This is a genomic window from Spirillospora sp. NPDC048911 (assembly GCF_043198015.1).
Taxonomy (GTDB): domain Bacteria; phylum Actinomycetota; class Actinomycetes; order Streptosporangiales; family Streptosporangiaceae; genus Spirillospora.
This window is the reverse complement of sequence record NZ_JBICUD010000003.1, coordinates 642,167-661,045: the sequence shown is the minus strand read 5'-3', so window position 1 is coordinate 661,045 and position 18,879 is coordinate 642,167. Positions and strand designations below refer to the sequence as shown.

The window sequence follows — 18,879 nt, the reverse complement described above, 5'->3', positions numbered from 1 at the left end:
AACGACAGCGGGCTGAGGGCCTACCACCCGGCGGCTAGGACGGCGGCAAGCCGACGCGCGCTTCTGGCCAGTCGTGATGGCGGCAGCTGACGGCGCGCCTTCCGGTCGGTCGCGATGACGGCAAGCTGAGGGCGCCCTTCCGGACGATCGCGACTCAGCGGGCCGAGGGCCTACTGCCGGGTGGTCAGGGTGACGGCGGACTGGCGCGCTCTTCCGGCCGGTTGTGACGGCGGCAAGCTGGCGGTGCGCTTTCTGGGCGGTCGTGGCGGCGGCGGGCTGGTGGTGTCCTTCCGAACGATCGTGACGACGGTGGGCTGGCGGCCTGTTGCTGGGGGTCAGGAGGACGGGAGGCCCAGGGCTCGGGCGATGAGCATGCGCTGGACCTCGGAGGTGCCCTCGCCGACTTCGAGGATCTTGGCGTCGCGGTAGAAGCGGCCGACGGCGTACTCGTTCATGAAGCCGTAGCCGCCGAAGATCTGCGTGGCGTCGCGGGCGTTGTCCATGGCGGCGTTGGACGCGACCAGCTTGGCGATCGCGGCCTCCTTCTTGAACGGCTCGCCCGCGAGGAGCTTTGCGGCGGCGGCGTAGTAGGCCAGGCGCGCGGTGTGGGCGCGCACCTCCATGTCGGCGACCTTGAACTGGATCGCCTGGTAGCGCCCGATCTCCTTGCCGAACGCCTCGCGCTCGCGCACGTACCGCAGGCATTCGTCCACGCACCCCTGGGCGAGGCCGACGGACAGCGCCGCGATGGCGATGCGACCCTCGTCCAGAATCCGCAGGAACTGGGCGTAGCCACGGCCGCGCTCGCCGACGAGGTTCTCGGCGGGGACGCGCACGTCGTCGAACGACAGCTCGCGCGTGTCCGAGGCCGACCAGCCGACCTTGGAGTACTTCTTGCCGACGGTGAAGCCCGGCGTGCCGTTCGGCACGATGATCGTGGAGATCTCGTCGTCGCCGGTGAACGCCGTGACCGTGACGAACGCGGTGATGTCGGTGCCCGAGTTGGTGATGAACGACTTGGAGCCGTTGATCAGCCAGTGGTCGCCGTCGAGGCGGGCGGTGGTGCGCATGCCGCCGGGCACGTCGGAGCCGCCGCCGGGCTCGGTCAGGCCGAACGCGGCCAGGCGCTCGCCGGAGGTGAGGCGGGGGAGCCACTCGGCCTTCTGCGCGTCCGAGCCGAAGCGGTAGATCGGCATCGCGCCGAGCGAGACCCCGGCTTCGAGAGTGATGGCGACGGAGGAGTCGACGCGCGCGAGCTCCTCCAGGGCCAGGCAGAGCGTGAAGTAGTCGCCGCCCATGCCGCCGTGCTCCTCGGGGAAGGGCAGCCCGAACAGCCCCATCTTCCCCATCGCCGCGACGATCTCGTACGGGAACTCGCCCCGCTCGTACAGATCCCCGATCACCGGGGCGACGGTCTCGCGGGCGAACCGCTCGACCGTGCTCCGCAGCTCCTCCTGCTCGTCGTCGAGCCTGAAGTCGATCATGAGACGGTTGCTCCTTGTCTGGTTGTCGCGCGTTCGCTCACTGGGGTGACATGGCCTGGACGACGCGGGAGGGGCTGGGGCGGCCGAGCCGTTCGGCCATCCAGCGGCTGGTCGCGACCAGTTTGCCGAGGTCGACGCCGGTCTCGATGCCGAGCCCGTGCAGCATCCACACCAGGTCCTCGGTGGAGAGGTTGCCGGTGGCGCTCTCGGCGTACGGGCAGCCGCCGATGCCGCCCGCCGACGCGTCCACCGTGGTCACGCCCGCGCGCAGGGCGGCGAGCGTGTTGGACAGGGCCTGGCCGTAGGTGTCGTGGAAGTGCACGGCGAGCCGGTCGGCTCCGATCCCGGCGGCCTGGTGCGCCTCGATGAGCGCGGTGACCTGGCCGGGGGTGCCGGCGCCGATGGTGTCGCCGAGGCTGAGCTGCGAGCAGCCCATGTCCATCAGCCGCGTGGAGACGGAGACGACCTGGTCGATCGGCACGTCCCCCTCCCACGGGTCGCCGCACACCATCGACACGTAGGCGCGCACCCAGAGACCCTGGGCGAGCGCGCGTTCGACGACGGGCGCGAACATCTCCAGCGACTCGTCGATCGTCCGGTTGAGGTTGCGGCGGGCGAACGTCTCGGTCGCGCTGCCGAAGATCGCGATCTCGGTGCAGCCGAGGGCCAGCGCGCGGTCGAGCCCGCGCTCGTTCGGAACGAGGACGGGGTAGCGCAGCGCCGGGTCGCGCGGCAGGACGTCGAGCAGCTCGGCGGCGTCGGCCAGCTGCGGGATCCACTTGGGATGAACGAAGCTCGTCGTCTCGATCGTGCGCAGCCCGGCGTCGGCGAGCCGGGTCACGAACTCGGCCTTGTCGGCCACCGGCACGATCGCGTCCTCGTTCTGCAGCCCGTCGCGCGGGCCGACCTCGTAGATCGTCACCCGGTCCGGGAGCCCGTCGAGTGGTACGCGCATCGCTCAGCCCTCCTCGGCCTCGATGACGGCGAGCACGGCGTCGAGAGCGACCTGCGCGCCCGCGCGGACGGGCAGCCGCGCCACCACGCCGGCGATCGGCGCCGTGACCGTGTGCTCCATCTTCATCGCCTCGACGACCACCAGCGGCTGCCCCTCGTCCACCTGGTCGCCTTCGGCCACCTTGACCGCGAGCACCGTGCCGGGCATCGGGCTGCGCAGGACGCCGTCCCCGGCCACGGCCGCGGCGGCGCCTCCTTCGGCCCGAACATGTTCGGTCAGCGCCCAGGTATGACCGCCTCGGCCGAGCCACAGGGTGTGCCCCTCGCGCGCCGCGCGGTACGAAGCCGTCCGTCCGCCGTAGGTCAACGACAGGCCCGGCCCCTCGGCCCTCAACGACGCCCGCACTGGCACGCCCGCCGCACTCTCACTGCCCGCCGCACTCTCGCTGCCTGCCGCGCCCTCGCCGTTCGCTGCGTCTTCGCCGTCCGCTGTGCGCGTGGTGCCAACTGTTACCTCGGCGTCGTGCGCTCGGCCTCGCACGCTGACTTCCACCGGGTCACCGCCGGACGGCGTGATGATCCAGGGGGTGCGTGCCGGGGTGCCGGGGCGCCAGCCGTCCGGGATCGCCCAGGGGTCGGGGTCGCCGGTCTCCAGGGCGAGCATGCGTTCCAGGGCGGCGGCCGCGAACACCTCGTCCGGCACCGCCGCCTCGCCGGTCAGCTCGTCCAGCGAACGTTCGACGAGGCCGGTGTCGAGGCGGCCCGCTTCGACGTCCGGGTGGCGGAGCAGCGCGCGCAGGAACGCCACGTTGGTGCCGACGCCCAGCAGGGTGTACGAGCCGAGCGCGCGATCCAGGCGCCGCAGTGCCTCGGCCCGGTCGGCGCCCCACACGATGACCTTGGCGAGCATGGGGTCGTACGAGCCGCCGACCTCCGTGCCGGTGTCGAGACCGGAGTCGACGCGCACGTGGTCGCCGGACGGCTCGGACAGCGCCAGCACCCGCCCGCCCGTCGGCAGGAAGCCGCGCGCCGGGTCCTCGGCGTAGACGCGCGCCTCGACCGAGTGACCCCGCAGGACGACGTCGTCCTGGGAGAACGGGAGCGGCTCGCCCGCCGCGACCCGGAGCTGGAGCTCCACCAGATCCAGGCCGGTGACGAGCTCGGTGACCGGGTGCTCGACCTGGAGGCGGGTGTTCATCTCCATGAAGAAGTACTCGCCGGGACGATCGGCGGAGACGATGTACTCCACCGTTCCGGCGCCGACGTAGCCGACGGCCTTGGCCGCCGCGACCGCGCTCGCGCCCATGCGCTGCCGCGTCGCCTCGTCCAGCAGCGGCGACGGCGCCTCTTCGATGATCTTCTGGTGGCGGCGCTGGAGGCTGCACTCGCGTTCGCCCAGGTGAACGGCGTGGCCATGGGCGTCGGCGAACACCTGGATCTCGATGTGTCGCGGGTTGGTGACGAAGCGTTCGACCAGCAGGGTGTCGTCGCCGAACGACGCGCGCGCCTCGCGCCGCGCCGACGCGATCGCGTCCGGCAGGTCCGCCGCGTCCTGGACGAGGCGCATGCCCTTGCCGCCGCCGCCCGCCGACGGCTTCAGCAGTACCGGCAGGCCGACGTCGAGTGCGGCGGCGGCCAGCTCGTCATCCGAGAGACCAGCCTCGTCGCGGCCCGGCACGACCGGCACGCCCGCGGCGGCGACGGTCTGCTTGGCGCGGATCTTGTCGCCCATGGCCTCGATCGCCGTCGCGGGCGGGCCGATGAAGACGAGCCCGGCGCCGGCGCAGGCCCGGGCGAACGCGGCGTTCTCTGCCAGGAACCCGTAACCCGGATGGACGGCCCCGGCGCCCGTCGCGCGCGCCGCCCCGATCACCGCGTCGATGTCGAGGTAGGACGGGATCCGCGTCGCCTCGTCCGCCTCGCGCACGTGGCGGGCGCCCGCGTCGGCGTCGGTGAAGACCGCCACCGAGCCGATGCCGAGCGCGCGCAGGGTACGGAACACCCGGATCGCGATCTCGCCACGGTTGGCGACCAGGACCTTCCCGGCCGCGTTCGTACCGGCGTTCATTCCGCTCCCAAGCCTCATCACGCCCTCACATCCGGAAGACGCCGTAGCCGACAGGCTCCAGCGGTGCGTTCGCGGCCACGGACAGCCCCAGGCCCAGCACCCGCCGGGTGTCGGCCGGGTCGATCACACCGTCGTCCCAGAGCCGGGCGGTCGAGTAGTACGGGTTGCCCTGATCTTCGTACTGCTCGCGGATCGGCGCCTTGAACTGCTCCTCGGCCGCGGCGGGCCACTCTTCGCCGCGCGCCTCCAACTGGTCGCGCCGCACGGTCGCCAGCACGCTGGCCGCCTGCTCGCCGCCCATGACCGAGATCCGCGCGTTCGGCCACATCCACAGGAAGCGCGGCGAGTACGCCCGGCCGCACATCGCGTAGTTGCCGGCGCCGAACGAGCCGCCGATCACGACCGTGAACTTCGGCACCCGGGCGCACGAGACGGCCGTGACCATCTTCGCGCCGTGCTTGGCGATGCCGCCCGCCTCGTACTCGCGGCCGACCATGAAGCCGGTGATGTTCTGCAGGAAGACCAGCGGGACGCTGCGCCGGTCGCACAGCTCGATGAAGTGCGCGCCCTTCTGCGCCGACTCGCTGAACAGGATGCCGTTGTTGGCGATGATCCCGACCGGGTGGCCGTGGATGCGGGCGAAGCCGGTGACCAGCGTCGCGCCGTACTCCTTCTTGAACTCCTGGAACCGGCTGCCGTCGACGATCCGGGCGATCACCTCGCGGACGTCGTAGGGCGTGCGCGGATCGGGCGGGACCACGCCGTAGAGCTCGCCCGGGTCGAGCGCGGGCTCCTCCGGCGCGGCGATCTCCCAGGGGCGCGGCTCGCGCGGACCGAGGGTGCCGACGATGTCGCGGACGATCCGCAGCGCGTGCGCGTCGTCGTCGGCCAGATGGTCGGTGACGCCGGAGGTCCGCGAGTGCAGCTCGCCGCCGCCGAGCTCCTCGGCGGTGACGACCTCGCCCGTGGCGGCCTTCACCAGCGGCGGGCCGCCCAGGAAGATCGTGCCCTGGCCGCGGACGATCACGGCCTCGTCGCTCATCGCCGGGACGTACGCGCCGCCCGCCGTGCACGAGCCGAGGACCGCCGCGATCTGCGGGATGCCGCGGCCCGACATCGTCGCCTGGTTGTAGAAGATCCGGCCGAAGTGCTCACGGTCGGGGAAGACCTCGTCCTGCCTGGGCAGGAAGGCGCCGCCGGAGTCGACGAGATAGACGCACGGGAGCCGGTTGTGCAGCGCCACCTCTTGGGCGCGCAGATGCTTCTTGACCGTGATCGGGTAGTACGTGCCGCCCTTGACCGTGGCGTCGTTCGCGACGATCACGCACTCGCGTCCGGCGACCCGGCCGACGCCGGTGATGATCCCGGCGCCCGGGGCCTCGCCGTCGTACATGCCGTGCGCGGCCAGCGGTGACAGCTCCAGGAAGGGCGAACCCGGGTCGAGCAGCGTGTCGACCCGGTCGCGGGGGAGCAGCTTGCCGCGCGCGACATGGCGTTCGCGCGCCCGTTCCGGCCCGCCGCGCCCGGCGCGGTCGAGGTGCTCGCGGAGGCCGGCGACCAGCTCCGCGTTGTGCTCGGCGTTCCGCTTGAACGCCTCGCTCGCGGGGTCGGCGCGCGTGCCGAGCTCAGGTCCGGTCATCACCCGTCCTCATCGACTGGCTTGATGTGCTGACTGGCTTGATCTTGACTGGCCGATCAGTTAACGAACATTAACACGACGATGTTAACGGTCATTAACATGGTCGGTCTAGACTTCCATCATGACCTCTCCCGCAGGGCGGACGGCACCCGACGTCCCCACGCGCCGCGCGGAGATCCTGGCCGCCGCCGCCGATCTCTTCGCGCGGCGCGGCTTCCACGGCGCGTCGATCGGCGATGTCGGACGCGCCGTCGGGCTGACGGGCCCGGCCCTCTACCGGCATTTCAGCGGCAAGGAGGCCGTGCTCGCCGAGATGCTGCTCGACATCAGCCAGCGCCTGCACGCCGAGGGACTCCGACGGGCCGCCGAGCCCGAGCCCGGCCGCGCGCTCGACGCCCTCCTGCACTGGCACATCGCGTTCGCCCTCGACAATCCGGCGCTGATCACCGTCCACGAGCGGGAGCTCGACAACGTGCCCGAGGCGCAGCGCCACGAGATCCGCCGCCTCCAGCGCGCCTACGTCGAGGAATGGGTCCGCGTGCTGCGCCGCCTGCGTCCCGGCCTGCCCGAAGACCGCACCCGCGCCGCCGTGCACGCCTGCTTCGGCCTCCTCAACTCGACCCCCTACAGCGCCGCCGCCCTCGACCGCGACGCCATGGCGAGCCTCCTCCACACGATGGCCCGATCCGCCCTCACCACGGCCTGATCCCCGTTCAGCAGGACGCGGTCTTGCCGTCCAGAGACTCGTCGATGGCCTTGGCGAACGTGTCGGCGGGCACGTCGACGCCGGTGAAGATCTTGCGCGCGCAGCCGCGGAAGGTCGTGGAGAACGTGGCGTAGTGCTCGGTCACCGGCCGCGGCCGGGCCCGTTCGAGGGCGGCCACGACGGCCTTCGCCAGCTCGGTGAGCCGCTGAGGGGTCACGCTGTCGGGCTCGCCGCCCGCGTTGTCGCGGTTGGTCGCCTGCCGTTCCCGTTCCGAGCAGGTGGCGATCGGGCGCACCGCGTCCTGCCGCAGCACCCCGGGCGAGAGGCCGAACGCCGAGAACCGGGTCGGCGCGAAGCCTCCGCAGGAGAAGTACTGCCGCTGGCTCTCGGTGCTGGTGAGGTACTGGATCAGGGCCAGCGCGTCCTTCTGGTGCCGTGAGCTCGCCGAGACCGCCAGGCTCTGCCCGCCGAGGACGGTGTGGCCCGGCGGCGCGGTCACCCCGAATCTCAGGTCGCCTCCGTCGCGCAGCCGGGGATCGTTGGCGAAGTGCCGGTAGGCGTAGGGCCAGTGGCGCAGCAGCGTGTCGTCGCCGCCGTCGGTGAACGCGTCGATGCTCTCCTGCTCCTTGAACCCGCGCATGAGCGACGTCCACAACGGTTTGCCCGAGCGCATCCGCTGCGCCACGGCCTTGAGCGCCGGATGGACGCGGCCGGCCAGCTCCGCCCGGGTGGGGCGGCGGGTGCCGGTGAGCACATCGGTGCCGCCGTGGTTCCAGGCGAACTCCAGCGCGTTGACGGTCAGCCCCTCGTAGTCGCCGAGCTGGGCGAAGTGGTTCTCGCTCGGCCAGTCCTGTGGCCGCGCCGGCACCTTCGCCTTGTCGCGGTGGTAGAGGAGCCCGACGTCGAGGTTGAACGGCACCGTGTACTGGCGGCCCTCGTACGTCCCCAGGGCGAGCGCGGCGGGGAAGAAGTCCCGGGCGTCCGCGAGCGCGCTCTTGTCGATCTCGTCGAGGACCTTGAGACGGCCGTCGTGGGCGAACTCCGCCGTCCACTGCGCGTCCATGATCAGCACGTCGTAGGCGCAGGTGCCGGCCTCCTGCGCGGCCTTGAGCTGGCTGTACTGCAGGTCGGCCGACGGCGACACCTCGACCAGCCGGGCCTGCGGCCGGGTGCCCCTGCCGCCCGCGTTCCAGCTCTCCACCAGGGCGCGGCGCTGGTTGCCGAGGCTGACGTCGGTGCCGCCCGCGATGGTGAGCCGGTCGCCGCAGGCGTCGGGCAACGCGTCGTAGGACGGCGGGATCATGACCGTGAGCACGACGACCAGCGCTCCCGCCACGGCACAGAGGAGAGCGGCGAGCCAATGATCACGCGTGCGCCGCCGGATGCTCTTGTGCCCCGTTCCGCTGGTCTGTCCTGAGCCGCTGGTCTGTTCTGAGCCGCTGGTCTGTCCCGCGCCGTTCGCCGCCATCGCCGTCACCGCAGCTCGGCGAGCAGGCGGGCGGCCTGCACTTCGTCGGGGTCGCCGGTCAGCTCGCGGCAGTTGCCGCCGACCGCGTTCCTGATCTTCTCGACCGGGGAACCGGCGCAGCCGGACGGGCCGGTCAGCAGGAACGTCACCACGACACCCGGATGCTTGCCGTGGAACGCCCTCAGCCGGCCGAGCGCCGCGTCGAGATCCGGATTGGTGCGGTCGGACTGGCCGTCGGTGACGACGATGACGTGCTTCTTCCCGAACTGCAGGTCCGCCGCCTGGATGGCGTCGGCGAGGGGGAGGTCCGAGCGTGCGGCGACCTGCGCCTGGAGCTTGCCGTTGACCAGGTCGGCCTGCTGGGAGGAGACCAGCCCGCTCCGCACGTGCGTGATCACCTGCGGGGTGCGGTCACCGTCCGTGGCCCGCGCGAACGACTGGAGCCCGATGACGTCGTCGCCCTTGAGCTGCCCGACGAGGTTGCGCAGCACCGAGATGGCGTGCGTGAGGCGCGAGCGGCTGACGACCTTGGTGGTCGGCGAGCCCATGGAGCCCGACGTGTCGATGAGCAGCGACAGCAGCACCTTGTCGCGGACGGCCCCGATGGCGTCCAGGGAGTCCTGGACGCCCGGCGCGTCCGTTCCCTTGACCACCGAGGGCACGGTGACGGCGCCCGGCCGGTCGAGGGCGTCGAGATAGGGGTGTGCCGGATCGGGTGTGCGCGGCCGCTGGAAGGTGCCGTCGGCGGCCCGCAAGCCTTGCGGCGTCAGCGGCTTGTCCTTCAGCCAGTCGCGGAACCTCCGCACCACGCCGTCGCGCTCCCGGTCGTCCTGGCCCGGCCATTTCACCTGGACGAAGCGGTAGTCCAGGGCGGGAAGGTCGCGCGCGTAATAGGGGTACAGCTTCCATCTGTCGTACGGGGCCTTGCTCGCGTCGACCGCGTCGCACCGGTCGCCGAGGGCACGGCCCGCGTTGTAGTCGTTCAGCACATGCTCGGGAACGGCGACCGCGAAGCCCTTGGGCGGCCCGTCGCTCCGCTCCCACGCCCGCTCGCGAAGCTGGCACAGCAGCGACACCGCGTCGGGCGCCAGCAGGTCGGGCGGGCTGACGAAGCGTTCGGCCGCCTCGCCCGACTCGGCGAGACCGGTGTTGGTGACCGCCTGGTGGAGGACGGGCGTGACCGCGAGCGCGGCCGCCGAGGTCTCCGGGATCGGCCGCGCGATGCCCTTCAGCCCCGCCTCCTTGAAGCGCTCCAGCAGCTCGATCGTGGTGTCGCGGCCCGGCCGGGCGCTCTCCCGGTAGACCGTCCCGTCGTCGTCCCCGAACAGCGCGAGCACCATCGGCGAGCGGCCGATCGACGCCGGATGCGGGCTCAGCGCAGGCGGCGAGCCGGACGCGGCGAGATCCGTGCGGTCGGACGCGTAGGCGTACTCGGCCGGGGACGAGGGCACCCAGATGTCGGGCTGCGGGCCGAGCAGCTGCGTCCCGACGCCCGTCCGGTCCCGCTCCCAGTCGCGGGCGAGCCCGCTGCGCACCGGCGTCGCGCCCGGCTCGGCCGTGACGGTCACCGCGTACTCCGGGCAGCCCGCGTCCCTGGTGTCGGCGGTGAAGTCGGCCGCCGCCGCGCGCAGCGGGGTGAGCGCCTCGGGGGTGGTCAGCACCCGGATCTCCAGCGGGCGCCCGCACGCGCCGCCCGGCGAGAGGAGAGCCCGCACGCCGGTGATCGCGCCGAGGACGAGCCCCGCCAGCGCCGCGCCCGTGCCGACCCAGACCAGCACGGTCGCCGACCATCGCCCCAGGTCGTCGGGCAGGAGCTCCAACACCTTCCGCAGGAACTCCGGATGGTTGTAGAGCACGACCACGAGGACGGCCAGCAGGAGCAGCGAGACGCCGCCCCAGACCACGAGCGCGATCCCGAAGTCGCGGGAGAGGACGAGGAGCAGGGGCGAGGAGGCGACCAGCGACGAGACGATCAGCGAGGTGGCCAGCTCGACCGTGAGGGAGCGGACGAAGGTCGATCTCCGTGCGGGCGGTGGCGGCTCCTGGTGTTCGTCGCTCGATCGCTGGTTGTCGCCCGGTTCGACCATTCAATCCTCGTCGCCGTATCCCCCCGGAACGGAATCGTTTCGATTGTAGGAGGGAGATCGCGCTCCGTCATGGCCTTTGACCGGGCCGGGATCGGCCGGATCTTGGCGTGACCGGAGAGCGTGACCGGAGAGGACGAAGTTATTCGGGTACGGTTCGAACGCTTCGGCGGACCGCTGCGTATTACCCGGCATGACGGACCAGAAGGTGGCCCCTTTTGACGGCGGTGCGGCGGTCGGCAATGAGGCCGGGGAGTCGGTGGCGGTCTGGCCGTGTGCGAACTGCGGGCGTCCCGTTCCGCAGCCTGTGCGTGGCGCCCGGACGGTGCGCTACTGCCAGGACGAGGGCGGGACGTGCGCGGCGGAGGCACGAGATCGGCGCGAACGCACCCGTGAGACCCCGGGACTGAGCGGCCAGGTCGCCTGGGCCTGGGAGATCGTCGAACGGCTGGAAGGCGCGGCCGACCAGCTCGCCGGCTCGCTCGCCTCGGAGCTGAGCGTCGCCGGGGTCGAGCGCCGGGTGGCCGCCGCCCACGCCGAGTCCGCGAGCCACATCGCCGCCGCGCAGGAGGAACGCGACGCCTCGCAGCGCCAGGCGCAGTCCGCCTGGCAGGAGGCCACCCTGGCGCGAGCCCGCGCCGAGCACGCCGAGTCCGCCGCCGCGGCGGCGCGGAGCGAGGCCGAGCAGGCCATCGCCGAGCGCGACGCCGCCACGCGCGAGAGCCAGGAGGCCAGGGAGGCCGCCGAACAGGCCACCGCCGCCCGGCTCGCCGCCGAGAGCGAACGCGACCATGTGACCACGCGCGAGGGCGAGCTGCGCGCGGCGCTGGAGACCGCCCGCGGGGAGCTGGTCTCCCTGCACTCGCGGCTCTCGGAGACCGAGACGACGGTCCAGGGTCAGCGCATCGAGGCGGCCGCGAACCAGCGGGCCACCGAGGACCTGCGTTCGGCCGTGCGCGACGCCGAGACCAAGCGCGGGCAGGCCGTCGCCGACCGCGACCAGATGCAGGCGCGGGTCCAGGAGGTCGAGCAGCACAACTGGCAGCTCGCCCAGGCCGTGGACGAGCTGCGCGCGACCGTGCAGGCGCTCACCGGCGAACGCGACGCCGCGCGGGCCGAGGCCGAACGGGCGCGCCGCCACATCGACACGCTCACCCAGCTGCAGAACAACCGCAGCACCCAGCCGGACCTCAACGGGATACGGCGGGCGCCGGTCGAGCCGGAGCCGCCGACCGGGCTGCACTCTCTCCACGAACTACGACTGCCGCACGCCGGCTGACCGACCCCACGCCGGCCGACCCACGGAGGAGGTGACGCGTCTCTCTCAAGCATCGGCCCAGCACCGGCCGCCGCACCGGGGCGGCGGCCGGTGCACGACCCTGTCCGGAAGGCGTCGCTCTGGGAGCCTTCAGCGGGTGAGCTGGCCGGTGTAGTCCAGCGCGCCCGCGTGGACGGCGGCGTGCACGGCACGCGCGATGCGCGCTCCCCAGACCGAACGCGGCCCGGCGAACGGCTCGGCTTCCCCGGCTCCGTCGGCTTCCCCGGTCGCGCTGGCTCCGCCGGTTGCGTCGGCGACATCGGGGGCCGCGACGCAGATGGCGTCGGAAGCGGTGCCGGTGCAGGGGTAGCCCGCTTCGAGGAGGGCCTGGGTCTTGGCCTCGGTCGCGGTCATGACGGCGTTGACGAGGGCGGCGTCGGTGAGCGGTACCGGGACCGCGACGACGACGTTGACCGTCCCGGGCGTGAACGTCGCGGGAGCGAGCTCTGGATCGTCGGCACCGGCCGGGGCGGCCGCCCAGGTCGGCACGCGGAGCCCGACGGTCGCGGCGACCGATACGTCTCCGTCGGAGCGTTGTACGGTGCGGTCGACCGCGGCGGCCGTGAGCATGCCGACGCCGCGTCCGGTCAATCCGTAACGCTCTGCCAGCTCCAGCAGGTGAGCGGCCGGATCCATGCGTTCGTAGGTGCCCGGGACCTGCGCGTTCAGCACCCAGCCGGCCGGGCCGATGCCGCCGCCGACCATGGCGGACGAGACCATCCGCATGCCGGGGCCCGCGCGCCAGATCGTCGAGGGCAGCGAGACGCCGCCCTCCTCCCGCCACACCAGCTCGATCTTCATGGGCGCCGCGTCCAGAGGTGCTGCGTTCATGGGCGTTCCAGGGAGAGGTTCGGGCGGCCGTCGGGGCCGGGGGAGACGCGTACGCGCGCGTCGAAGTGCTCCGCGATGGCCGTCGCCGTCAGGACCTCGGCGGGCGGACCGGCCGCCGCGACCCGTCCCGCCGACAGCAGGACGAGGTGGTCGGCGTACTGCCCGGCCAGCGTCAGGTCGTGGATCGTCGTCACCACCGTCAGCTCGTCGGCGAGCCGGAGCCGGTCGACCAGCTCCATCACCTGCTGCTGGTGGCCGATGTCGAGCGCCGTGGTCGGCTCGTCGAGCAGCAGTACCGAGGTCTGCTGCGCGAGCGCCCGGGCGAGCACGACGCGCTGGCGCTCGCCGCCGGACAGATGGTCGAGGGGACGCGCGGCCAGCCCGGTCAGGCTCAGGCGTTCGAGCACCTCGGCGGCGACCGCCCGGTCACGCGCGCTCTCCCGGCCCAGGTGCGGGATGTAGGGGGAACGGCCGAGCAGCGTGTAGTCGAAGACCGTCATGCCCGCCGGCAGGTTGGGGCTCTGCGGGGCGTACGCGACGACCCGTGCGCGCTGGCGTGGCTTGAGCGCGCGCAGGTCGGTGCCCGCGACCTCGATCTCGCCGCGTCCGGGGCGCAGGCCGAGGATCGCGCGGAGCAGCGTCGACTTGCCGGCTCCGTTCGGCCCGATGATCGCCGTCCAGGATCCGGCGGGCACCTCCAGGGAGACGCCCCGCAGCACCGGACGGCCGTCCAGCTCCACGTCCAGGTCCCGTACCGCGACCGTCATGTGTCCACCTGCCGGCGGGTCGCGCGCAGGATGACCACGAAGAACGGCGCGCCCACGAACGCCGTCACCACGCCCAGGGGAAGCTCGCCGGGCGCGACGACCGTCCGGGCCACCAGGTCGGCCAGTTCCAGGAACGCGGCGCCGAGCAGCAGCGAGAGCGGGAGCACCACCCGGTACGAGCCGCCCGCGATCCGCCGCACGACGTGCGGCACGACGATCCCGACGAACCCGATCAGGCCGCTGACCGCCACCGCGCACGCCGTCGCCAGCGACGCCGCGACGAGCACGGTCAGCCGTACCCGCGCGGCCGACAACCCGAGCGAGGCCGCCTCCTCCTCGCCGACGCTGAGCACGTCCAGCAGCCGCCCGTGCAGGAGCAGCACGACCGTGGAGACGATCGCGTACGGGGCGATCATGGCGAGCGTGGGCCAGTCGGCCAGGCCCAGCCCGCCCAGGATCCACGAGAAGATCCGCTGCAGCTCCTGCGCGTTCGCCTGCTGCAGGAACGTCTGGACGGCGGCGAGGAAGTTCGACACCGCCACCCCGGCGAGCACCAGCGTCGCGGCGCCCGGCCCGTTCCCGCGGCCCGCCGAACTCCCGAGCGCGTACGCCAGGAACACGCCGGAGATCGCGCCGACGAAGGCGGCCAGGGGGATGGCGAGCGCCGGATCGCCCGGCATCACCACGATCACCAGCGTCGCGCCGACGCCCGCCCCCGCGGCGGCGCCGAGCAGATACGGGTCGGCGAGCGGGTTGCGGAAGACCCCTTGGTAACCGGCGCCCGCGATGGCGAGCAGCCCGCCCACCGCCGCGCCCATCAGCACCCGGGGCAGCCGCAGCTCGAAGAGCACGTTGCGCTCGACGGGGCTGAGCCCCGAGTCGAAGTCGACGAACGGCACCCGGTCGAGCAGCGCCTTCACGACGCCGCTCACCGGAAGGTCGGCCGCGCCCACCAGCAGCGCGGCGAACATCGTCGCCGCCAGCACCGCGACGGCGACGCCGAGCTGAAGAGGCCGCAGCCGAGCCGGGTTCACTGGCCGGCGGACGCCTTCTGCACCGCGGCCCCGATGGTCTTGACGAACTCGGGCAGGCGCGGGCCCCAGCGGGAGGCGATGTCGTCGTCGAGGGCGATGACGCTCTTGCCCTTCACCGCGGCGAGGTCTCCCCAGCCGCTCCGCTTGGCGACCGCCGCCTCGTTCTGGCCGCAGCACTTGGTGTCGGCCAGGAAGATGAGGTCCGGGTCGCTCTTGAGCAGGTATTCGCGGGACAGCTGCGGGTAGCCGCCGGCCGCCTTCTCGGCCTTGTCGGCGACGTTGGTCAGGCCGAACAGCCCGTACACCTGGCCGATGAACGTCTTGGACGTCACCGAGTGCAGCTGGTTGTCGAGCTCGTGGTAGTAGCTGAGCTGCTTCGTGGACTTGGCCGCGGCGACGGTCTGCTGGATGCTCGCGCGCATGTCGCCGGTGAGCTTCTCGGCCTCCTTGCCGTGCCCGGTGGCCTGCCCTAGGTCGGTGATCTCGTCGTACGCCTCGTCCAGCTTGGTCGCGGCGGGCTCCAGCAGGACGGGGATCTTGACCTTGGTCAGCGCCTTGACGATGCCGTCCATGTCGTCCGACAGCACCACCAGATCGGGCTTGTAGCCGATGATCGCCTCGGCGTTGGGCTTGAAACCCGACAGCTTCGTCTTGGGCACGCCCGCCGGGTAGGTGGAGTACTCGTCGGCAGCGACGACCTGCTTGCCCGCGCCGATGGCGAACAGCGTCTCGGTGTGCGTGGGCGACAGCGACACGATCCGCTTGGGCGGCGCGGGGATCGTGACCGCGCCGTTGGCGGCCTGGACGGTGACGGCCGCGGCGGAGGCGGCCTTGTCACCGCCGGATTCGGTCGTGTCACCGCACGCGGCGGCGGACAGGGCCACCACACCGATCAGGACGGCAGCGCTGAGGGAACGTACGGGTCTCACGAGGGGAGCCTCCATGGCCGGCCGGAAGGCGTGACCCGCGGAAAGACGGATCGCCCCTTCCGCGAGGGTCGAGAAATCGTCGGCGCGTGCGGAGGCGACCTGGCTCGGCCGTTCGGGAGGGGACCCTCGAAGGACATCACAGTTGCGGGACAGCGCCGGGATCACACCGGACTTCGCTCCATGACGCGCGTGAACTGCAACGTTAGCACCAGCCGCCGGACCCTCCCGCCCCGCCCGCCGCCCGCGCTCTGCCACCACGTCCGCACCTGACGGAGTGAGTACTCACTCCTTCTTGACGGAGTGAGTGCTCACTCCGTAGCCTTCCGGGCATGAGCGAACGACCCGCCCGGCGCCGCGCGCCGGGCATGAGCCCCGAGCAGCGCCGCGAGATGATCGTCCGGACCGCGCTGCCGCTGGTCGCCGAGCACGGCACCGCCGTGACCACAGGCCAGATCGCACGCGCCGCCGGTATCGGCGAGGCGACGATCTTCCGGGTGTTCGCCGACAAGGACGCCCTGCTGGACGCCTGTGTCGCCGAGGCCCTGCGCACCGACCACGTCCTGGCGGAGATCGCCGACATCTCCCTCGACCAGCCCCTCGCCGCCCGGCTCGGCGAGGCCGCCGCCGCGATGACCGCCTACCTCGAACGCATGGGCATGGTCATCGGCGCCCTCCACGCCACCGGCCGCCCCGCAGACCCCGCCCGCAGCGGGGGCGACGCGGGCGCGAGGTCCGGGAAGCCGAGTGAGCCTGCGCTTGATCGTGACGCGGCCATGAGGTCGACGGTGGAGGCGCTGACGGAGCTGTTCGAGCCCGAGCGCGACGCGTTGCGGCTGCCGCCCGAGCAGGTCGCGGCCATGTTCATGGGCCTGGTCTTCGGCCGTGCCCGCCCGCCCGCGCGACCCGTTCCGTCCCTGGACGAGACGCTCCAGGTGTTCCTGCACGGGGCGCTCACCGAAGGAGAACGCGCATGACGATCAGCCTCAACCACACCATCGTCCCGGCCGCCGACAACGAGGAGGCCGCCCGCTTCTTCGCCGCCGTCATGGGGCTGGAGTTCACGGGCCCCCACCCGTACGCCTCGCACTTCATCCCCGTCAAGGTGAACGACGGGCTGACCCTCGACTTCATGTCGGCGCCCGATGTACCAGGCCACCATCTGGCGTTCGACGTCGATCCCGCCACGTTCGATGGTGTTCTGGCACGGCTGCGGGAGCGAGGGGCGCCCTTCGGCGACCATCCGGCCCGGCACGACAACGGCCGCGTCGACATTGACCACCCGCTGGGCGACAGGGGGATCTACTTCGCCGACGCGACCGGCAACCTTTACGAGGTCATCTCTACCGAGTGAGCGTCTTCAGGAAGTCGCGGGTGCGCGCGGCCTCGTCGCGCGGCAGGAACTCGCCCGCCACGAAGTCGGTGACACCGGCCTTGGCGAGCTCGTCGAGCCGGGCGCCGACCGCGTCCTCGTCGCCGATGATGGCCAGATCGGCCGGGCCCTCCGCGCCTTCCCGGTCCATCATCGCCCGGTAGGACGGCAGCGTTCCGTACACCTCGAACGCCTTGGCCGCGCGCTCCTTCGCCGCCGCGACGTCGCCGGTGACGCCGACCGGCAGCACGCACACGATCCGGGGCGCCGGTCGTCCCGCGGCCTGGGCCGCTGACGTGATCGTCGGCGCGATGTGGTCGCGCACGGTCGCCGGGCCCGTCATCCACAAGATGGTGCCGTCGGCGCGCTCGGCGGCGAGCTTGAGCATCTTGGGCCCGAGCGCGGCGAGCAGGACGGGCACCCGGCCCTCGTTCGGCACCGACAGGCCCAGCTGCGCCCGCACCGTCTCGCCGCTGAACGAGACCGGCTCGTCGTTCAGGAGTGGCAGCAGCACCGACAGGTATTCGTCCATGTGCCGCAGCGGCCGCCCATAGTCGTACCCGAACATGTCCTCGATGACGACCTTGTGCGAGAGCCCGATGCCGAGCGTCAGCCGTCCCGAGCCGAGCGCGAGCGCGGTCGTGCGGGCCTGCTGCGCGAGCGTCGCCGGGTGGCGCGGGTAGGTCGGCACGACGGCGGTGCCGAGCTCGATCCCGGGCACCTGGCCGCCCGCGACGGCCAGCGCCGTGAGCGCGTCCACGCCGAAGATGTTCGACAACCACGCCGAGGAGAACCCGTCGTCGGCCGCCCGCCGCACGTCGCCGGTCAGCTTGGCCAGCGAATCCGGGCCGGAACGTTCTCGCAACGACACACCGATACGCACGGGGACCTCCTCGGTTGCACGAATGAACCCGTCCGATCCTGTCACACCGCGCGTCGGTCCCCTTACTCAGCAGGTGCCGCAGTGGTCGACGGCGAGGAGGGCGAGCGTCTGGGCGGCGGTGGCCACGTCGTCGATCGGCACGCACTCGTCCGGCGCGTGCATGCGGTCGATGTCGCCCGGGCCGTACTGGACGGTCGGGATCCCGCCGAGCCCGGTGAGCAGGCGCAGATCGCTGCCGTACGGGGCGCCCCAGGACGCGGGCGCCGCTCCCGTCACCGCGATGTGCGCCTCGGTGAGACGGCCGAGCAGACCACCGTCCTCCTCGGGCAGGCGGCCCGGGGCGAAGCTGCCGCCCCACCACTCGACCCGCACCGGGTGGCACGACAGCCAGGCGTCGGAGGCGCACGCCGTCGCGACGGCCTGCTCCAGCGCGTGGCGGGCGGCGCGCGGGTCCTCGCCGAGCGCGACGCCGAGACGGCCTTCGGCCACCAGATCGCCGGGCACGGTCGACGACCAGTCGCCCGCCTGCACGGTGCCGATCTCGATCGCGTACGGGATGGTCCAGCGGCGCATCAGCGGGTCGACGCCTGTGTTGCGCCGCGCCTCCAGGTCGCGCAGCGCGGCGAAGACCGGCCAGAACTTCTCGACCGCGCTCACGCCGGTGTCGCGCTGGGCGGCATGCGCCGACCTGCCCGGGACGCGCAGCCGGAACGTCAGGGCGCCCGCGTTGGCGGGCACCAGCTCCAGCCCGGTCGGCTCGGGGATCACGCATGCGTCGGCTCGCCAGCCCCGCCGCAGCAGCGCGTACGAGCCGAGACCGCCGTCCTCCTCGCCCGCCACGCAGGCGATCAGGAGGTCGCCGCGCAGCCGGACGGGCAGGCGGCGCAACGCCCGGACGGCGAACAGCGCCGCGACGAGCCCGCCCTTCATGTCGCACGCGCCGCGCCCGTACACCATGCCGTCGCGGACCCGTCCGCTGAACGGGTCGTCGCTCCAGGCCGAGGGCTCGCCGGGCGGTACGACGTCGACATGGCCGTTGAACATCAGCGAGCGGCCGCCGCCTTCCCCGGGGAGCCGCCCGACCAGGCCCATCGCCTGCGTGCGCGGCGCCTCCATCCCGGGGAACGCCGCCTCGGCGACCACCTCGTCCACCGGGATGTCCCAGTGGTCGACCTCCAACCCCTCGGCGCGCAGCCAGCCGGCCAGCTCGTCCTGGATCTCGGATTCGGCGAGCGAGCCGCCGACGCTCGGGATGCGGACGAGCTCGGCGAGGAGCCCGGTCATGGCGGCGGTGTCGTCCTTGACCGCCGCCGCGACCGCCGCTCGCACGTCCTCGCCGGTCACG

General features: G+C 72.6%; 16 protein-coding genes. 4 read left to right on the top strand and 12 right to left on the bottom strand.

The genetic code is table 11. The features are described from left to right. Positions 1–335: 335 nt before the first annotated feature. The 4 genes from ACGFNU_RS17020 to ACGFNU_RS17005 are packed head-to-tail and all read right to left on the bottom strand — an operon-like array spanning position 336 to position 6,145. Positions 336–1,484, bottom strand: a complete 1,149-nt coding sequence (locus ACGFNU_RS17020) for an acyl-CoA dehydrogenase family protein (protein ID WP_392594493.1) — start codon at positions 1,482–1,484, stop codon at positions 336–338. 37 nt (positions 1,485–1,521) lie between these two features. Next, positions 1,522–2,439 carry a hydroxymethylglutaryl-CoA lyase gene (locus ACGFNU_RS17015; RefSeq protein ID WP_392594491.1) on the bottom strand — a complete coding sequence of 306 codons (918 nt, stop codon included), beginning with the start codon at positions 2,437–2,439 and terminating at the stop codon, positions 1,522–1,524. 3 nt (positions 2,440–2,442) lie between these two features. Then, positions 2,443–4,506 (bottom strand): acetyl/propionyl/methylcrotonyl-CoA carboxylase subunit alpha, encoded by a 2,064-nt coding sequence (locus ACGFNU_RS17010; RefSeq protein WP_392594489.1) that lies wholly within the window; start codon positions 4,504–4,506, stop codon positions 2,443–2,445. A gap of 25 nt (positions 4,507–4,531) precedes the next feature. Next, positions 4,532–6,145: a carboxyl transferase domain-containing protein gene (locus ACGFNU_RS17005; RefSeq protein WP_392594487.1), complete on the bottom strand. Its 1,614-nt coding sequence runs from the start codon at positions 6,143–6,145 to the stop codon at positions 4,532–4,534. Between the two features lie 121 nt (positions 6,146–6,266). On the opposite strand from ACGFNU_RS17005, the gene ACGFNU_RS17000 reads away from it, so the two are divergent. After that, positions 6,267–6,851 (top strand): TetR/AcrR family transcriptional regulator, encoded by a 585-nt coding sequence (locus ACGFNU_RS17000; RefSeq protein WP_392594485.1) that lies wholly within the window; start codon positions 6,267–6,269, stop codon positions 6,849–6,851. A 7-nt stretch (positions 6,852–6,858) separates the two neighbouring features. On the opposite strand, the gene ACGFNU_RS16995 is transcribed toward ACGFNU_RS17000, so the two are convergent. Beyond that, the gene (locus tag ACGFNU_RS16995; RefSeq protein ID WP_392594483.1) at positions 6,859–8,319 is read right to left on the bottom strand and encodes an extracellular solute-binding protein; all 1,461 of its coding nucleotides are present in this window, start codon (positions 8,317–8,319) and stop codon (positions 6,859–6,861) included. A 5-nt stretch (positions 8,320–8,324) separates the two neighbouring features. Next, the gene (locus ACGFNU_RS16990; protein WP_392594481.1) at positions 8,325–10,406 is read right to left on the bottom strand and encodes a vWA domain-containing protein; all 2,082 of its coding nucleotides are present in this window, start codon (positions 10,404–10,406) and stop codon (positions 8,325–8,327) included. Between the two features lie 190 nt (positions 10,407–10,596). Between ACGFNU_RS16990 and ACGFNU_RS16985 the strand changes: the two genes are divergently transcribed. Next, positions 10,597–11,682, top strand: a complete 1,086-nt coding sequence (locus tag ACGFNU_RS16985; protein ID WP_392594479.1) for a hypothetical protein — start codon at positions 10,597–10,599, stop codon at positions 11,680–11,682. 129 nt (positions 11,683–11,811) lie between these two features. Here ACGFNU_RS16985 and ACGFNU_RS16980 read toward each other — a convergent pair whose 3' ends face one another. Genes ACGFNU_RS16980 through ACGFNU_RS16965 form a run of 4 tightly spaced genes read right to left on the bottom strand, consistent with a single transcriptional unit; the run spans position 11,812 to position 15,282 of the window. Continuing rightward, positions 11,812–12,552, bottom strand: coding sequence for an adenosylcobinamide amidohydrolase (locus ACGFNU_RS16980; protein WP_392594478.1), 741 nt, complete (start codon positions 12,550–12,552; stop codon positions 11,812–11,814). Next, positions 12,549–13,319, bottom strand: a complete 771-nt coding sequence (locus ACGFNU_RS16975; protein WP_392594476.1) for an ABC transporter ATP-binding protein — start codon at positions 13,317–13,319, stop codon at positions 12,549–12,551. The genes ACGFNU_RS16980 and ACGFNU_RS16975 overlap by 4 nt, the downstream gene beginning before the upstream one ends. Beyond that, positions 13,316–14,353: a FecCD family ABC transporter permease gene (locus tag ACGFNU_RS16970; protein ID WP_392594474.1), complete on the bottom strand. Its 1,038-nt coding sequence runs from the start codon at positions 14,351–14,353 to the stop codon at positions 13,316–13,318. The genes ACGFNU_RS16975 and ACGFNU_RS16970 overlap by 4 nt, the downstream gene beginning before the upstream one ends. Continuing rightward, complete coding sequence (locus ACGFNU_RS16965) at positions 14,350–15,282, bottom strand: ABC transporter substrate-binding protein (RefSeq protein ID WP_392594472.1); 933 nt, start codon at positions 15,280–15,282, stop codon at positions 14,350–14,352. The genes ACGFNU_RS16970 and ACGFNU_RS16965 overlap by 4 nt, the downstream gene beginning before the upstream one ends. 329 nt (positions 15,283–15,611) lie before the next feature. Here ACGFNU_RS16965 and ACGFNU_RS16960 point away from each other — a divergent pair, with 329 nt between their 5' ends. Together ACGFNU_RS16960 and ACGFNU_RS16955 are read left to right on the top strand one after the other, a co-directional pair. Beyond that, a complete protein-coding gene (locus ACGFNU_RS16960; RefSeq protein ID WP_392594470.1) occupies positions 15,612–16,256 on the top strand; it encodes a TetR/AcrR family transcriptional regulator in 645 nt (214 codons plus the stop codon). Beyond that, the gene (locus ACGFNU_RS16955) at positions 16,253–16,633 is read left to right on the top strand and encodes a VOC family protein (RefSeq protein WP_392594468.1); all 381 of its coding nucleotides are present in this window, start codon (positions 16,253–16,255) and stop codon (positions 16,631–16,633) included. The genes ACGFNU_RS16960 and ACGFNU_RS16955 overlap by 4 nt, the downstream gene beginning before the upstream one ends. Here the strand turns inward: ACGFNU_RS16955 and ACGFNU_RS16950 are convergent. Then, on the bottom strand, positions 16,623–17,534 hold the full coding sequence (locus ACGFNU_RS16950; protein WP_392594466.1) for an LLM class F420-dependent oxidoreductase: 912 nt from the start codon (positions 17,532–17,534) through the stop codon (positions 16,623–16,625). The two genes, ACGFNU_RS16955 and ACGFNU_RS16950, sit on opposite strands and share 11 nt — an antisense overlap. Before the next feature lie 66 nt (positions 17,535–17,600). Beyond that, positions 17,601–18,878, bottom strand: coding sequence for an ArgE/DapE family deacylase (locus ACGFNU_RS16945; protein WP_392594464.1), 1,278 nt, complete (start codon positions 18,876–18,878; stop codon positions 17,601–17,603). Position 18,879: the final 1 nt, after the last annotated feature.

What these genes read in the sequence shown, in the direction of transcription:
- ACGFNU_RS17020 (WP_392594493.1), bottom strand. Translation starts at nt 1,484, where the DNA reads ATGATCGACTTCAGGCTCGACGACGAGCAGGAGGAGCTGCGGAGCACG.
- ACGFNU_RS17015 (WP_392594491.1), bottom strand. Translation starts at nt 2,439, where the DNA reads ATGCGCGTACCACTCGACGGGCTCCCGGACCGGGTGACGATCTACGAG.
- ACGFNU_RS17010 (WP_392594489.1), bottom strand. Translation starts at nt 4,506, where the DNA reads ATGAACGCCGGTACGAACGCGGCCGGGAAGGTCCTGGTCGCCAACCGT.
- ACGFNU_RS17005 (WP_392594487.1), bottom strand. Translation starts at nt 6,145, where the DNA reads ATGACCGGACCTGAGCTCGGCACGCGCGCCGACCCCGCGAGCGAGGCG.
- ACGFNU_RS17000 (WP_392594485.1), top strand. Translation starts at nt 6,267, where the DNA reads ATGACCTCTCCCGCAGGGCGGACGGCACCCGACGTCCCCACGCGCCGC.
- ACGFNU_RS16995 (WP_392594483.1), bottom strand. Translation starts at nt 8,319, where the DNA reads ATGGCGGCGAACGGCGCGGGACAGACCAGCGGCTCAGAACAGACCAGC.
- ACGFNU_RS16990 (WP_392594481.1), bottom strand. Translation starts at nt 10,406, where the DNA reads ATGGTCGAACCGGGCGACAACCAGCGATCGAGCGACGAACACCAGGAG.
- ACGFNU_RS16985 (WP_392594479.1), top strand. Translation starts at nt 10,597, where the DNA reads ATGACGGACCAGAAGGTGGCCCCTTTTGACGGCGGTGCGGCGGTCGGC.
- ACGFNU_RS16980 (WP_392594478.1), bottom strand. Translation starts at nt 12,552, where the DNA reads ATGAACGCAGCACCTCTGGACGCGGCGCCCATGAAGATCGAGCTGGTG.
- ACGFNU_RS16975 (WP_392594476.1), bottom strand. Translation starts at nt 13,319, where the DNA reads ATGACGGTCGCGGTACGGGACCTGGACGTGGAGCTGGACGGCCGTCCG.
- ACGFNU_RS16960 (WP_392594470.1), top strand. Translation starts at nt 15,612, where the DNA reads ATGAGCGAACGACCCGCCCGGCGCCGCGCGCCGGGCATGAGCCCCGAG.
- ACGFNU_RS16955 (WP_392594468.1), top strand. Translation starts at nt 16,253, where the DNA reads ATGACGATCAGCCTCAACCACACCATCGTCCCGGCCGCCGACAACGAG.